The sequence below is a fragment of the Saccharothrix sp. HUAS TT1 genome, assembly GCF_040744945.1.
Classification (GTDB): domain Bacteria; phylum Actinomycetota; class Actinomycetes; order Mycobacteriales; family Pseudonocardiaceae; genus Actinosynnema.
The window spans coordinates 5,450,403-5,465,044 of sequence record NZ_CP160453.1 but is presented as its reverse complement, the minus strand read 5'-3'; the positions used below and the strand labels follow the sequence as shown (position 1 = coordinate 5,465,044).

Genomic DNA, 14,642 nt, shown 5'->3' with positions numbered 1-14,642 from the left:
TCCTAGTCCAGCTCGTCGACCAGCGCGAACAACGCGTCGTCGTCAGCGGAGTCGAGGTCGGGGTCCAGCGCGGCGCCCGCGCCGAGCAGGGCGCGCAGCCGGGCCAGCGCGGTGTCGTCCAGCTCGCCCGCGCGGACCGCCGACTCCAGGCGGTCCACCAGCGATTCCTCCACGACGGTCGTCAGCGACCGCAGGTGCTCGGTCAGCGCCCCCGGGCTCGGGTGGTCGAACACCACCGTCGTCGGCAGGGTCAGCCCGGTGGCCGCGCCCAGCCGGTTGCGCAGCTCGACGGCGGTCAGCGAGTCGAAGCCCAGTTCGGTGAACGCCCGCCGGGGGTCGATGGCGTCCGGGTCGTCGTGGCCGAGCACGGCGGCGACCTGGAGCCGGACCACGGTGGGCAGGTCGGTCGGGTCGGGCGCCGTCGCCGCCACCGCCGGCGCCCGGCGGACGCGCACCACGTCCCGCAGCACGGCGGGCAGGTCGTCCCGGCCCTTCAGCGCCGCCTGGTCGAGCTTGGTCACCGCGAGCACGGGCGCGCCGTGGGCCAGGGCGGCGTCGAACAGCTCCATCGCCTCGGTTGCGGCCAGCGGCTTGAGGCCGGACCGGGCCAGCCGCCGCAGGTCCACCTCGGACAGGCCGCCGGACAGCTCGCTCTCGGTCTCCCACAGGCCCCACGCCAACGACGTCGCGGGCAGCCCCAGCGCGTGCCGGTGCTCGGCCAGCGCGTCCAGGTAGCTGTTGCCCGCCGCGTAGTTGGCCTGGCCCGCGGTGCCGAGCAGGCCGGCGACCGAGGAGTAGAGCACGAACGCCGACACGTCCCCGGCCAGCTCGTGCAGGTTCCAGGCCGCGTCGACCTTGGGCCGCAGCACCCGGTCCACCTGCTCGGCGGTCAGGCCGGTGAGCGTGCCGTCGTCCACCACGCCCGCCGTGTGCACGACGGCGGTCGGCCGGTGCTCGGCCAGCACGGCGGCCAGCGCGTCCCGGTCGGCGGCGTCGCACGCCACGACGCGCACCTCCGCGTCCAGCCCGGCGACCAGCTCCGCCGCGCCCGGCGCGTCCGGACCGCGCCTGCTCAGCAGCACCAGCTCGCGCACGCCGTGGGTCGTGACGAGGTGCCGCGCCAGGATCGCGCCCAGCGCGCCGGTCGCGCCGGTGATCAGCACCGGCCCGGCGCCCCAGTCCACCGGGCGGTCGGCCGCGGGGGTGCGGGCCAGGCGGGGCACCAGGACGTCGTCGCCGCGAAGGGCCACCTCGGGCTCGCCCAGCCGCAGCGCGGCGTCCAGCAGGGCTTCGCCACCACCTGCGGTGACCAGGGCGAACCGCCCCGGCTGCTCGGCCTGCGCGCTGCGGACCAGGCCGCGCACGGCCGCGTGCCCCAGCCCGTCGCGCACGACGACCGCGAGCGGGCCGTCCGCGCGCCGCAGCACGTCGAGCGTGTGGTGGACCGCCGCCCGCGCGTCCAGCTCCGGGACCCGGTGCACGGTGAAGGCGTGCGGCGGCAGGTCGGCGGGCACGGTCACCGGCCGCCAGGTCAGGGCGTGCAGCCCGTCCCGCAGGACGCGCCCGCCCAGGGGTCGCAGGGTCAGTTCGTCCACGGTCAGCACCGGCCTGCCCGCCGCGTCGGCCAGCACCAGCGACACCGCCGAGCCGCGCCGGGTCAGCCGCGCCCGAGCCGCGGGCGCGGTCGAGTGCACGGTCACCCCGCTCCACGCGAACGGCAGCACGGCGGGCGCGTCGTCGTCCACCACGCCCGGCAGCAGCGCGTGCAGGGCGGCGTCGAGCACCGCCGGGTGCACCAGGAACCCGTCGCCCGCCTGCGGCGCCAGCTCGGCGAACAGGTCGTCGCCGTCCCGGCGCAACGCCGTCAGGCCCTGGAACGCCGGCCCGTACCGGTAGCCGTGCTCGGCCAGCCGGTCGTAGACGCCGTCGAGGTCGACGGCCTCCGCGTCGTCCGACCACCCGAACGCCTCCGGCGCGGGTTCCTCGTCGGTCAGCGAGCCGGAGGCGTGCAGCTCCCACGGCGCGTCGTCGTCCGGTCGCGAGTGGATCGTGACCGGTCGGCGGCCGGATTCCGGCGGGCCGACCGCCACCTGGAGCTGCGCGCTGCCCAGCACCAGCGGCGCGGACAGGGTCAGCTCGGCCAGGTGCGGGTGGCCCGCGTAGGCGCCGGCGGCCAGGGCCAGTTCGGCGAGCGCGGCGCCGGGCAGCAGCACGTCGTCCCGCACCCGGTGGTCGGCCAGCCAGCGGTCGGCGCCCGCCGACACCCGACCGGTGAGCACCACGGTGTCGCCACCGCTCAGCTCGACCGCCGCGCCGAGCAGCGGGTGACGCGGGTCGGACAGCCCGAGCGCGCCCGCGGACCGCGTGGTGCGCGGCGCGTCGAGCCAGAACCGGCGGCCCTGGAACCGGTAGGTCGGCAGCGGGACCGGGCGGGCGTCGCCGAAGTCCCACTTCACCGGGATGCCGCGGGTGTGCAGGACGCCCAGCGCGGACAGCACGTGCTCCGGCTCGGGGCGGCCCTTGCGCAGCAGCGGCGTCGCCGAGCCCGGCTCCCCCTCCAGGCACTGGCGGGTCAGCGCGGTCAGCACTCCGTCCGGGCCCAGCTCCACGAACTCCGTGACGCCGAGCCGTTCCAGCGTGCGCACGCCGTCCAGGAAGCGCACGGCCTCGCGGATGTGCCGCACCCAGTACTCCGGCGAGCGCAGCTGCTCGACCGTCGCGACCTCTCCGGTGACGTCCGAGACCACGGTGATCACCGGCTCGCGGAACACCACGTCGGCCAGGTCGGCGCGGAAGGCGGCCAGCACCTCGTCCATGTGCGGCGAGTGGAACGCGTGGCTGACCGGCAGCGCGCGGGTGCGGCGGCCCTTCGCGGACCACTGCTCGACCACCCGCGCCACGGCGGCCTCGTCGCCGGAGACCACGGTCGAGCGCGGCGCGTTCACCGCGGCCACCGCGACGCCGGCGGGCAGCGCGGCCCGCACCTCGTCCTCGGTGGCCTCGATCGCGGCCATCGCGCCGTCGTCCCGCGCCGCCTGCATGGCCCGGCCGCGGGCCGCGACCAGCGCGCAGGCGTCGGGCAGGTCGAGGACGCCGGCGACGTGCGCGGCGACCACCTCGCCGACCGAGTGGCCGAACAGGAAGTCCGGGCGCACGCCGTGGTGCTCGGCGACCCGGTGCAGCGCGACCTCGATGGCGAACAGCGCGGCCTGCGTGAACGCGGTCTGGTCGAGCAGCGCGGAGTCCGCCGAGTCCGGCTCGGCGAACAGCACCGCGCGCAGCGGGCGGTCCAGCACCGGGTCGAGGTGGGCGCAGACGTCGTCCAGCGCCTGCCGGAACACCGGTGACGAGTCGTACAGCTCACGGCCCATGCCGACCCGCTGGCTGCCCTGACCGGTGAACAGGAACGCGGTCTTGCCGCGCCCGGCGCCGTCGCCGGCGGTCAGGTCGCCGAGGAGGGCGTCGGGGCCGAGCACCACGGTCCGGCGGTCGAGCAGCGCCCGGCGGGACAGGGTGAGGCCGACGTCGGCCGGGTCCAGGTCGGGGTGCTCGGCGAGGTGGGCGTGCAGGGCGGCGGCCTGGGCGCGCAGGGCGTCGTCGTCCCGGGCGGACAGCACCCACGGCACGACTTCCGGCGTCACCCGTTCGGTCCGCGCGGGCTCGGGGCCCTGCTCCAGGACCACGTGGGCGTTGGTGCCGCTGATCCCGAACGAGGACACCGCCGCGCGACGCGGGCGGTCGGCCGGCCACTCGCGGGCCTCGGTCAGCAGCTCCACCGCGCCGGACGACCAGTCGACGTGCGGCGACGGCTCGCCGACGTGCAACGTGCGCGGCATGACGCCGTGCCGCATCGCCTGCACCACCTTGATGATGCCGCCGACGCCGGCCGCCGCTTGGGCGTGGCCGATGTTGGACTTCAGCGAACCCAGCCGCAGCGGTTCGGCGCGGTCCTGGCCGTAGGTGGCCAGCAGCGCCTGCGCCTCGATCGGGTCGCCGAGGGTCGTGCCGGTGCCGTGCGCCTCGACCAGGTCGACGTCCGAGGTGGACAGCCGGGCCGAGGCCAGCGCCGCCTGGATCACCCGCTCCTGGGACGGCCCGTTGGGCGCGGTCAGGCCGTTGGAGGCGCCGTCGGAGTTGACCGCCGAGCCGCGCACCACGGCCAGCACCCGGTGGCCGCGCTCGCGGGCGTCGGAGAGCCGTTCGACCACCAGCAGGCCGACGCCCTCCGACCAGCCGGTGCCGTTCGCGTCGGCCGAGAACGACTTGCAGCGGCCGTCCGGGGACAGCCCGCGCTGCCGGGAGAACTCGACGAACGTGCTCGGGCCCGCCATCACCGTGACGCCGCCGGCCAGCGCCAGGTCGCACTCGCCGTTGCGCAGCGCCTGGGCCGCCAGGTGCAGGGCGACCAGCGACGACGAGCAGGCCGTGTCGACGGTGATCGCCGGGCCCTCCAGGCCGTAGGTGTAGGCGAGCCGGCCGGAGATCACGCTGGAGGTGTTGCCCGCCAGCAGGAAGCCCTCGACCTCGTCGGGGGTCTGGGGCAGGCGTGAGGCGTAGTCGTCGTACATGACGCCGGTGAACACCCCGGACCGGCTGCCGCGCAGGCTCGCGGGGTCGATGCCGGCGTCCTCGAACGCCTCCCACGCCGTCTCCAGCAGCAGGCGTTGCTGCGGGTCGGTGGCCAGGGCCTCGCGCGGCGCCATGCCGAAGAAGCCCGCGTCGAACAGGTCCGCGTCGTGCAGGAACCCGCCGTGCCGGGTGTAGGTCGTGCCGAGCTTGTCCGGGTCCGGGTCGTACAGCGCGTCGACGTCCCAGCCGCGGTTGGCCGGGAACTCCGAGATCGCGTCCCGGCCCTCGGCGACCAGCCGCCACAGGTCCTCCGGCGACCGCACACCGCCCGGGAACCGGCACGCCATGCCGACGATGGCGATCGGCTCGTCGGCGCGCGCCGGGGCCTTCGCCTCGGCCCGGCGGTTGCCCGCCACCAGGTACGCGGCCAGCGCGGTGGGCGTCGGGTGGTCGAAGACCAGCGTGGTGGGCAGCTTGCGCCCGGTGGCCGCGATGAGCCGGTTGCGCAGGTCCACGCCCGCCAGCGAGTCGAAGCCCTGGTCCCGGAACGCCTTCTCCGGGTCCACCGAGGCGCCGTCGGCGTGGCCGAGCGCGGCGGCGGCCAGCGAGCGCACCAGGTCCAGCGCGTTGTGCTCGGTCAGCGTCGTGGCCGCCGTCCTGGCGACGCGCCGCTTCACCAGGCCGCGCAGCGGCGCGGGCGCCACGTCGCCGTCCACCCGGGACGGTTCCAGCGCGGCCGGGACGAGCAGGGCCGCGTCACCCGCGAGCGCCCGGTCCAGCAGGGCCAGCCCGCGCGCCGGGTCCAGCGGCGCGATGCCGGCCCGCGCCCAGCGGGCGAGGTCGGCCTCGCCCAGGGTCTCGCCCATGCCCGCGCCCCACAGGCCCCACGCCAGCGACACCGCCGGGAGGCCCCGCGCGCGGCGGTGGGCGGCGAGGGCGTCCAGGTAGGCGTTGGCGGCGGCGTAGTTGCCCTGGCCCGCCGTGCCGAGCACGCCGGAGATCGAGGAGAACAGCACGAACGCCTCGACGTCGCCCACCAGCTCGTGCAGGTGGCGCGCGGCCAGCGCCTTGGGCGCGAGGACCCGGTCCACCTGCTCGTCGGTCAGCGCGGTCGTGGTGGCGTCGTCCAGGACACCGGCGGCGTGCACCACGGCGGTGATCCGCTCGCCGGCCAGCAGCCCGGCCAGCGCCTCGCGGTCGGCCACGTCCACGGCGGCGACGCGGGCGCCCAGCTCCTCGGCCAGCTCCCGCGCGCCGGGGGCGTCCAGGCCGCGGCGGCTGACCAGCAGCAGGTCCCGGACGCCGTGGTGCTCGTGCAGGTGCCGGGCGACCAGCGCGCCCAGGCCACCGGTGCCGCCGGTGACGAGCACGGTGCCGTGCAGCCGCGCGGGCTCGCCCAGGTCGGTGCGGGTCAGCCGGGGCACGAGGAAACCGCCGTCGCGCACGGCCACCTGCGGCTCGCCGGTCGCCACCGCGGCGGGCACCGCGTCGGCGTCCTCGGCGTCCACCACGACCACGCGGTCCGGGTGCTCGGACTGCACGACCCGGGCCAGGCCCCACACGGCGGCGTTGGCCAGGTCGTCCACCGGCTCGCCGGGACGCGCCGCGACCGCGCGGCGGGTGTGGAACACCAGCCGGTCGTCGGGGTCGTGCTCCTCGGCCAACCAGTCCTTCACCAGCTCCAGGGCGCGGCGCACGGCCACCCGCGGGTCGTCGGTCCCGGCGGGCGGCACGACCACCAGGTCGCCCACCGGCTCCTCGCCCCGGACTCCGGTCCAGGCCACGGTGAACGTGGAAGCGGCCGTGAGGCCGTCCTTGGCGACGGAGCGCAGCGTGATGCCGTCGATCCGCCCGACCGGCACGCCCGCCGAGTCGGCCACGTCGACCGCGAACGTGTCGCCGCCCGCCGGCGTGATGCGGACCCGCAGCCCGGTCGCGCCCGCCGCGGTCAGCTCCACCCCGCTCCACGCGAACGGCAGCCTGATCCGGCCGGGTCCGGCGGGGTCGAGCACCAGCGGGTGCAGCACGGCGTCCAGCAGCGCCGGGTGGACCGCGAAGTCCTTGGTGGGCGCGGTGATCGCGACCTCGGCGTAGATCGTGTCGCCGGCCCGCCACAGGGCGCGCAGGCCCCGGAACGGGTCGCCGTACTCGTAGCCGAGGTCGGCCAGCCGGTCGTAGGCGTCCTCGACCGGCTCCTCGGTGGCGTCCGGTGGCCAGGCGAACGGCTCGGCCCGCAGCTCGCTCCCGGTGAGCGAGCCGGACGCGTGCCGCTGCCAGGTGTCCTGGCGCGAGTGCACGGTGAACCGGCCCTCCCGCACGGTGACCTGCACCGGCACGGACCCCGTCGCCGGGACGACCAGCGGCGCCTCCAGCGTCAGGTCCTCGACCCGCGGCAGGCCGACCCGCTCCCCCGCCGCCAGCGCCAGCTCCAGGAACGCCGTGCCGGGCACCAGGACCGAGCCGTTGACGACGTGACCCGCCAGCCACGGCTGGGCGGTCAGCGACACCTCGCCGGTGAGCACGACCTCGTCCCGCTCGGCCAGCTCGACCGCGCCGGTGACCAGGCCCGCGGTGCGCGGCCGGGACGTGAGCCAGTAGTGGTCGCGGCGGAACGGGTAGGTCGGCACGTCGTCGGCCCGGTCCGCGTCCGGGGCGAACGACGCCACGTCCAGCGGCGCGCCGTGGGCGTGCGCGTGGGCCATGCCCCACACCGCCGTCACCGGTTCCGGCCGGTTCGCCCGGCCCAGCGACACCGCCGTGACGCCCGCGGCCTGCGCGAGCGGTGCGAGGACCGCGTCCGGGCCGACCTCCACGAACACCGTCGCGCCGTGCTGCTCCAAGCCGCGCACGGCGTCCAGGAAGCGGACCGTGCCGCGGATCTGGCGCGCCCAGTGGTCGGCGTCCGGGACGAGCGGGGCGCCGGTGACGGTGGAGATCACCGGGATGCGCGCGTCGTGGTGGGTGACCGTCGCGGCGACCGCGCGGAACTCCTCCAGCACGTCGTCCATGTGCGAGGAGTGGAACGCGTGGCTGACCTGGAGCTTCCGGGCGCGCGGGAACCTGCTCGCGAACGACGTGACGGCGTCCTCGTCGCCCGCGAGCACCAGCGAGGTCGGGCTGTTGACGGCCGCGAGCGCCACGCCCACGGGCAGTTCCCCGAGGTCGGCCTCGGTCGCCTGCACGGAGATCATCACGCCGCCGCGCCGCGCCGACTGCATGAGCCGGCCGCGCGCGGCGACCAGCTTCGCCGCGTCGTCCAGCGCGAGCACGCCCGCGACGTGGGCGGCGACCAGCTCGCCGATCGAGTGCCCGGCCACCAGGTCGGGGACGAGGCCGTGGTGCTCGGCCAGCCGGTGCAGCGCGGTCTCGAAGGCGAACAGGGCGGGCTGGGTGCAGCGGGTCTCGTGCAGCTCCGGGTGGTCGCCGAACATCAGGTCCTTCAGCGGCGCGTCCAGGTGCGGCGCGAAGGCGTCGGCGACCTCGTCCAGGGCGCGGGCGAACACCGGGAACGCCTCGTACAGCTCGCGTCCCATGCCCGCGCGCTGCGCGCCCTGACCGGTGAACAGCACCGCCGTGCGGCCGTCGGGGACGGCGCGGCCGGTGAGGGGCGCGGCGGTGGCGAAGTCCTCGGGCGTGACGCCGACGAGCACGGCCCGGTGGTCGAACCGGGTGCGTTCGGCCAGCGCGCGGGCCACTTCGGCGACGTCGGCGCGGCCTCGGACGCGGTCCGCGTTGGCGAGGGCGGCTTCCTCGTCCCGACCGCTGAACACCCACGGCACGGGCACGGCGGGCGCGGTTGGCGTCGGCTCAGCGGGCGTCGACTCGGCGGGCGTCGGCTCGTGGACGTCGCCCTGCTCCAGCACGAGGTGCGCATTGGTGCCGCTGATGCCGAACGACGAGATGCCCGCCCGGCGGGGGCGGTCGGCGGACCACTCGCGGGCCTCGGCCAGCAGCTCGACCCCGCCCGCGGCCCAGTCGACCTTCGGGGTGGGTTCGGTGAGGTGCAGCGTGCGCGGCATGACGCCGTGCCGCATCGCCTCCACCAGCTTGATCACGCCACCCACGCCGGCCGCCGCCTGCGCGTGCCCGATGTTGGACTTCAACGAGCCCAACCACAGCGGCTCATCGCGGTCGCGGCCGTAGGTGGCGAGGATCGCCTCCGCCTCGATCGGGTCGCCCAACGACGTGCCGGTGCCGTGCGCCTCCACCAGGTCGACGTCCTGCGGCGCCAGCCCCGCGTCGGCCAGCGCCTGGCGGATGACCCGCTGCTGCGACCGGCCGTTGGGCGCGGTGAGGCCGTTGGACGCGCCGTCGGAGTTGATCGCGCTGCCCCGGATGACGGCCAGCACGCGGTGGCCGTTGCGGCGGGCGTCGGACAGGCGCTCCAGCACGACCACGCCGACGCCCTCGGCCCACGCCGTGCCGTCCGCGTCGGCGGCGAACGACTTGCAGCGCGCGTCGGCGGCCAGGCCGTGCTGGCGGGAGAACTCCAGGAACATGCCGGGCGTCGCCATGACCGTGACGCCGCCCGCGATCGCGGCGCTGGACTCACCGCTGCGCAGCGACCGCACGGCGAGGTGCAGGGCCACCAGGGACGACGAGCACGCCGTGTCCACGGTGAGCGCGGGCCCGACCAGGCCGAGCTGGTAGGCGATGCGGCCGGACATCACGCTCGGCGTCGCGCCGGTCAGCACGTGGCCCTCGGCCTGGTCGGACGCCTCGTGCATGCGCGGGCCGTAGTCGGCCGCCGTGCCGCCGACGAACACGCCGGTCCGGCTGCCGCGCAACGACTCCGGGTCGATGCCCGCCCGCTCCACGGCTTCCCACGCGGTCTGCAGCAGCAGCCGCTGCTGCGGGTCCATGGCCAGCGCCTCGCGCGGCGAGATGCCGAAGAACGCCGGGTCGAACTCGCCCGCCCCGGCCAGGAAGCCGCCCTCCCGCACGTAGCTGGTGCCGGAGCGGTCCGGGTCCGGGTGGTAGAGGTCGCCCGCCCAGCCGCGGTCGGTCGGGAACGGGCCGATCGCGTCGCGGCCCTCGGCGACCAGCCGCCACAGGTCCCGCGGCGACTCGACGCCGCCCGGGAAGCGGCACGCCATGCCCACGATCGCGATCGGCTCGTGGCTCTGCTCGCCGGGCTCGGGGGTCTCGTCGGCGATGTCGTCCTGCTGGAGGTAGGCGATGACGGCTCGCGGGGTGGGGTGCTCGAACAGCAGACCGGTGGGCAGGTCGCGGCCGGTCGCGGCGGCCAGGTTCTCCCGCAGCTCGACGCCCATCAGCGAGTCGAACCCGAGGTCGCGGAACGGCCGGCGCGCGTCGACCTTGCCCGGCTCCGTCCCGAGCACCGCGGCGACGTGGTGGACCACCAGCCGGGAGACGTCCGCCGACCTCTCGACCGGCTCGGCGGCCGCGAGCCGACCCGCCGCCGGCGCGGGCCGGGCGCCGACCGGACGGACGCCGACCGACTGGGCGCGCTCGTCCAGCCAGTGCCGTTCCCGCTGGAACGGGTAGGTGGGCAGCTTGACCCGCCGCCCGACGCGCAGGGCGGACCAGTCGACGGCCACGCCGCGCGCGTGGGCGGCGGCGAGCGCGGTCAGCACGGTGGTCACCTCGTCCTGGCCCTTGCGCATCATCGGGAACGCGCGCACACCGGCGTCGGCCGCCATCGCGGAGCACACGCCGTCCGGTCCGGCCTCGACCAGCGTGGCGACCTCCAGCGCCCGCACGGCCTGGAGGAACCGGACGGGTTCGCGGACCTGGCGGACCCAGTGCTCGGGGTCGGTGAGGTCGGCGTCGGGGCGCACGGTCGACACCACCGGGATGACCGGCTCGTGGAACGCGAGGCCGCGCACGACCTCGCGGAACTCGTCCAGCATCGGGTCCATCAGCGGCGAGTGGAACGCGTGGCTGACGGTCAGCCGCTTGGTGCGGTGGCCGGTCAGGGTCTCCGCGTAGGCGGTGACGGCGTCCTCGTGCCCGGACACCACGACCGACCGCGGACCGTTGACCGCGGCGAGCGCCACGCCGTCCGGCAGGTCCAGCTCCTCCTCGGCCGCCTCCACCGCGAGCATCGCGCCGCCGGCGGGCAGCGCGCCCATCAACCTGCCGCGCGCGCTCACCAGGGCGCAGGCGTCGGGCAGGGACAGGACGCCGGCGACGTGGGCGGCCGCGATCTCGCCGATGGAGTGGCCCAGCACGACCCGCGGCGCGAGGCCCCACGACTCGGCCAGCCGGTAGGCGGCCACCTCGACCGCGAAGAGGGCGGGCTGGGTCCAGGCCGTGTCGTCCAGGCCCTCGCCCGAGGTGATGACGTCGCGCAGCCCGGGGTCGAGGTGCGCGCAGACCTCGTCGAACGCCTCCGCGAACACCGGGAACGCGCGGTGCAGCAGACCGCCCATGCCGGCGCGCTGCGCGCCCTGGCCGGTGAAGACGACGCCGAGCGAGCCGTCCGTGACGGCGCCGCTGACGACGTGGGACGCGGGCACACCCGACGCGATGGCGTCCAGGCCCGCGTCGAGGGAGTCGCGGTCGGACGCGATGACCACTGCCCGGTGCTCGAACGACGTGCGCGTGGTGGCGAGGGACCAGCCGAGGTCGCGCGGCTCGCCCTCGGTTCCCCGGAGGAGCGCGGCGTGCGCCCGCAGCGCCTCGGGCGTGCGCCCGGAAATGGGGACGACCGCGGGCGAGGACGCCTCGGTGACGTCGGGTGCGGCCTGCCGGGCGGGCGGTTCGGCGACGACCACGTGGCAGTTCGTGCCCCCCATGCCGAAGGAGCTCACGCCGGCCACCAGCGGCCGGTCGGGGTGCGGCCAGTCGGTGTGCCCGGTGTGGACGGTCAGGTTGTGCTCGGTCAGCCCCACCTCGGGGTTGGGCGTGTCGAAGTTCAGGCTCGCGGGCAGCTCGCGGTGCCGGATGGCCAGCACCGACTTCAGCAGGCCGACGACGCCCGCCGCGCCCTCCAGGTGCCCGACGTTCGTCTTCACCGACCCCACGGGCAGCGGCTCGGCCCGGCCCGCGAACGCCTCGCCCAGCCCGGCGGCCTCGATCGGGTCGCCGACCGGCGTGCCGGTGCCGTGCAGCTCCACGTACTGCACCGCCGAGGGGTCCACCCCGGCCCGCCGCTGCGCCGCCCGCACGACCGCCGCCTGCGCCGCGGGCCGCGGCACGGTCAGGCCCGGCGTCGCGCCGTCGTTGTTGACCGCGCTCCCCCGGATCACCGCGTACACGTCGTCGCCGTCGGCCAGGGCGGCGCGCAGCGGCTTCAGCACCAGCACGGCCGCGCCCTCGCCGCGCACGTACCCGTTGGCCCTGGCGTCGAAGGTGAAGCACCGGCCGTCCGGGGACAGGCCGCCGAACTTGTCCGCGCCCAGCGCGCCCTCGCCGAGGATGTTCAGGTTCACGCCCGCCGCCAGCGCCAGCGGCGACTCGCCGCTGCGCACGCTCTCCGCCGCGAGGTGCACGGCGACCAGCGACGACGACTGCGCGGTGTCCACCACGACGCTCGGCCCGCGCAGGTCCAGCGCGTACGACACCCGGTTGGCGATGATGCCGCGGTGCGTGCCGGTGTTGGTGTGCTGGGTGATCGCGCCGCGCCCGAGCACCAGCCCGGCGTAGTCGTCGCGCAACGAGCCCACGAACACCGAGGCCGCCGTGCCCGCCAGCGACGCGGGCACGATCCCGGCGTCCTCCAGCGCCTCCCAGGCCAGCTCCAGCACCAGCCGCTGCTGCGGGTCGGTGGCGGCGGCCTCCCGGGGGGAGATGCCGAAGAACCCGGCGTCGAAGTCGCCCACCGCGTCCAGGAACGCGCCGTACCGCGCGCCCCGCACCGCCCTGGTCTCCGGCGACAACGCCTCCCACCGGTCCGCGGGCACCTCGGTCACCGCGTCCCGGCCATCGCGCAGCAGCCGCCAGAACGCGGCCGGGTCGGTCGCGCCGGGCAGCCGGCAGGACACACCGACCACCGCGACCGTGTCGTCCAGGTTCGTCATCGACAAGCCCTTCGCGAGCGTGATGGTTTCCGATCTCCGGTTCTACCGAGGAATTCCGCCCGGGCAGTCATGAAGCGGTAGGCGGGCGTTCTCCGGTCGGCGAATTACCGACGCGTGACCGAGCCCTGGTTAACGTCGGATCCGTCATTCCGGCCAAACCCAGAACCAGCCGACCCAGAAAAGGACTGGTCCATGACCACGAACGTCACGCTGCCCGACGACGCCACGAAGATGACCGCGCTGTACGTCCAGCTGATGAACGCGGGCGACGCCGATGCCGTCCTGTCGCTCTACACCGAGGACGCGGTGTCGGTGTGGGACCCGGAAAAGCCCATCAGCGGCGTCGAGCACGAGCAGGCCGTGAAGGAGTTCATGGCCAAGCGCCCGGCGATGCGCGCCGAGCTCAAGGAGTCCTACGTGACCGGGGACACGGCGCTGCTGGTCGTCGACTGGTCGTTCGACGTCGAGGGCGAGGAACCGCTCTCCGGCACGGGTCTGGACGTGCTGCGCAAGGGCCCGGACGGCAAGTGGCGCTACGCCATCGACAACCCGTTCGGCGACAACTGACATGGAGCCGCGACTGGCCGAGGCGCACCTGGGCGGCCTGTTGTCCCAGTTGGGACTGGACGCCGAGTACGTGCGCGGCGAAGCGGACACGCTGTGGTGGCGCCACCCGTCCGGTGACGAGGTGCCGGTGGTGGACTTCGTCGGCGGCTACGGCTCGCTGGTGCTGGGCCACAACCACCCGGAGATCGTGAAGTGCGCCCGGGAGCTGCTGGACCGGCAGGTCCCGGTGCACGCCCAGTTCTCCTACCACCCCTACGCCAACGACCTGGCCCTGGCGCTCAACCGCGTGCTGTGGCGGGAGTTCGGCACCGACGAGCCCTACTCGGCGATCTTCGCCAGCACCGGCGCGGAGGCCGTCGAGGTCGCTCTCAAGCACGCCGAGATGGCCCGCGGCGCGCGGGTGGCGGCGCTGCGCGAGGAGATCGAGGCGCACCTGGCCGACGCGCCCGCCGAGCTGGCCGAACGGGTGCGCGAGCACAACGAGGGCCGGTACGACGCGCCCCCGGTGTTCCTGACGCTGGAGGGGTCCTTCCACGGCAAGCTGGCGGGCAGCGTCCAGCTCACCCACAACGCGGGCTACCGGCTGCCGTTCCGCACGCTGGCCGTGCAGGCGCGCTTCGTGTCCGGCGGCGAGGTCGCCAAGGAGGTCGAGGCGTGCCGCGTCACGCTGCTCGACGTCCAGGACGGCGGGCTGGTCGAGCGGGACCTGCCGGTGATCGCCGCGTTCTTCGTCGAGCCGATCCAGGGCGAGGGCGGCATCCACGTGCTGGACGCGGAGGTCGCGGCCGACATCCGCGCCGCGGCCGACGCGGGCGGCTTCCCGGTCGTGGTGGACGAGATCCAGACCGGCGTCGGGCGGACCGGGGCGTTCTTCGCCTCGTCGCACGTCGGGCTGCTCGGCGACTACGTGCTGCTGGCCAAGGCGCTGGGCGGCGGCGTCGCCAAGTCGGCGGTGACGCTGATGCGGCAGTCGGCGTACGTGTCGGACTTCGAGCTGCTGCACAGCTCGACGTTCGCCAAGGACGCGTTCTCCTGCCACATCGGGTCGCGGGTGGTCGAGCTGGTCGAGTCGACCGACGTCTACCAGCGCGCGGCCACGCGCGGCGCGGCGCTGGAGTCGGCGTTGCGCGCGGTGCGGGACGAGTTCCCGGCGGTGGTCGCCGACGTGCGCGGTCGCGGCCTGATGCTGGGCCTGGAGTTCCACGACCAGAGCGGCGCGGCGGGACCGGTCGGCGAGCTGGCGGGCCAGGGCCTGCTGGGCTACGTGCTGGCCGGCTACCTGCTCAACGCCCACCGCGTGCGCGTCTTCCCGACCGCCAGCGCCTCGCACACCCTGCGGTTCGAACCGTCGGTGTTCATCACCGACGAGGAGATCGGGCAACTGGCCGACGGCCTGCGCGCGGTCTGCACCGCCCTGCGCGACGACCCGTTCGCCCTGCTACCCGGCTGACCCACCCCCAGGGGGTCGGCTCTCCCCGACGGCCCACCGACCGCTCCCCCCGGTCGGTGGGCCGTTCAGCG

At 75.7% G+C, this 14,642-nt stretch carries 3 protein-coding genes; 2 read left to right on the top strand and 1 reads right to left on the bottom strand.

The genetic code is table 11. The features are described 5' to 3' along the window. Positions 1-2: 2 nt before the first annotated feature. The gene (locus AB0F89_RS24650) at positions 3-12,554 is read right to left on the bottom strand and encodes an SDR family NAD(P)-dependent oxidoreductase (protein ID WP_367127946.1); all 12,552 of its coding nucleotides are present in this window, start codon (positions 12,552-12,554) and stop codon (positions 3-5) included. Positions 12,555-12,746: 192 nt separating this feature from the next. Between AB0F89_RS24650 and AB0F89_RS24645 the strand changes: the two genes are divergently transcribed. Together AB0F89_RS24645 and AB0F89_RS24640 are read left to right on the top strand one after the other, a co-directional pair. Further along, positions 12,747-13,121 carry a nuclear transport factor 2 family protein gene (locus AB0F89_RS24645; RefSeq protein WP_367127945.1) on the top strand — a complete coding sequence of 125 codons (375 nt, stop codon included), beginning with the start codon at positions 12,747-12,749 and terminating at the stop codon, positions 13,119-13,121. Between the two features lies 1 nt (position 13,122). Continuing rightward, complete coding sequence (locus AB0F89_RS24640) at positions 13,123-14,571, top strand: aspartate aminotransferase family protein (protein ID WP_367127944.1); 1,449 nt, start codon at positions 13,123-13,125, stop codon at positions 14,569-14,571. Positions 14,572-14,642: the final 71 nt, after the last annotated feature.

Excerpts from the sequence above, each read along its gene's own strand:
- AB0F89_RS24650 (WP_367127946.1), bottom strand. The coding sequence starts at position 12,554 with ATGACGAACCTGGACGACACGGTCGCGGTGGTCGGTGTGTCCTGCCGG.
- AB0F89_RS24645 (WP_367127945.1), top strand. The coding sequence starts at position 12,747 with ATGACCACGAACGTCACGCTGCCCGACGACGCCACGAAGATGACCGCG.
- AB0F89_RS24640 (WP_367127944.1), top strand. The coding sequence starts at position 13,123 with ATGGAGCCGCGACTGGCCGAGGCGCACCTGGGCGGCCTGTTGTCCCAG.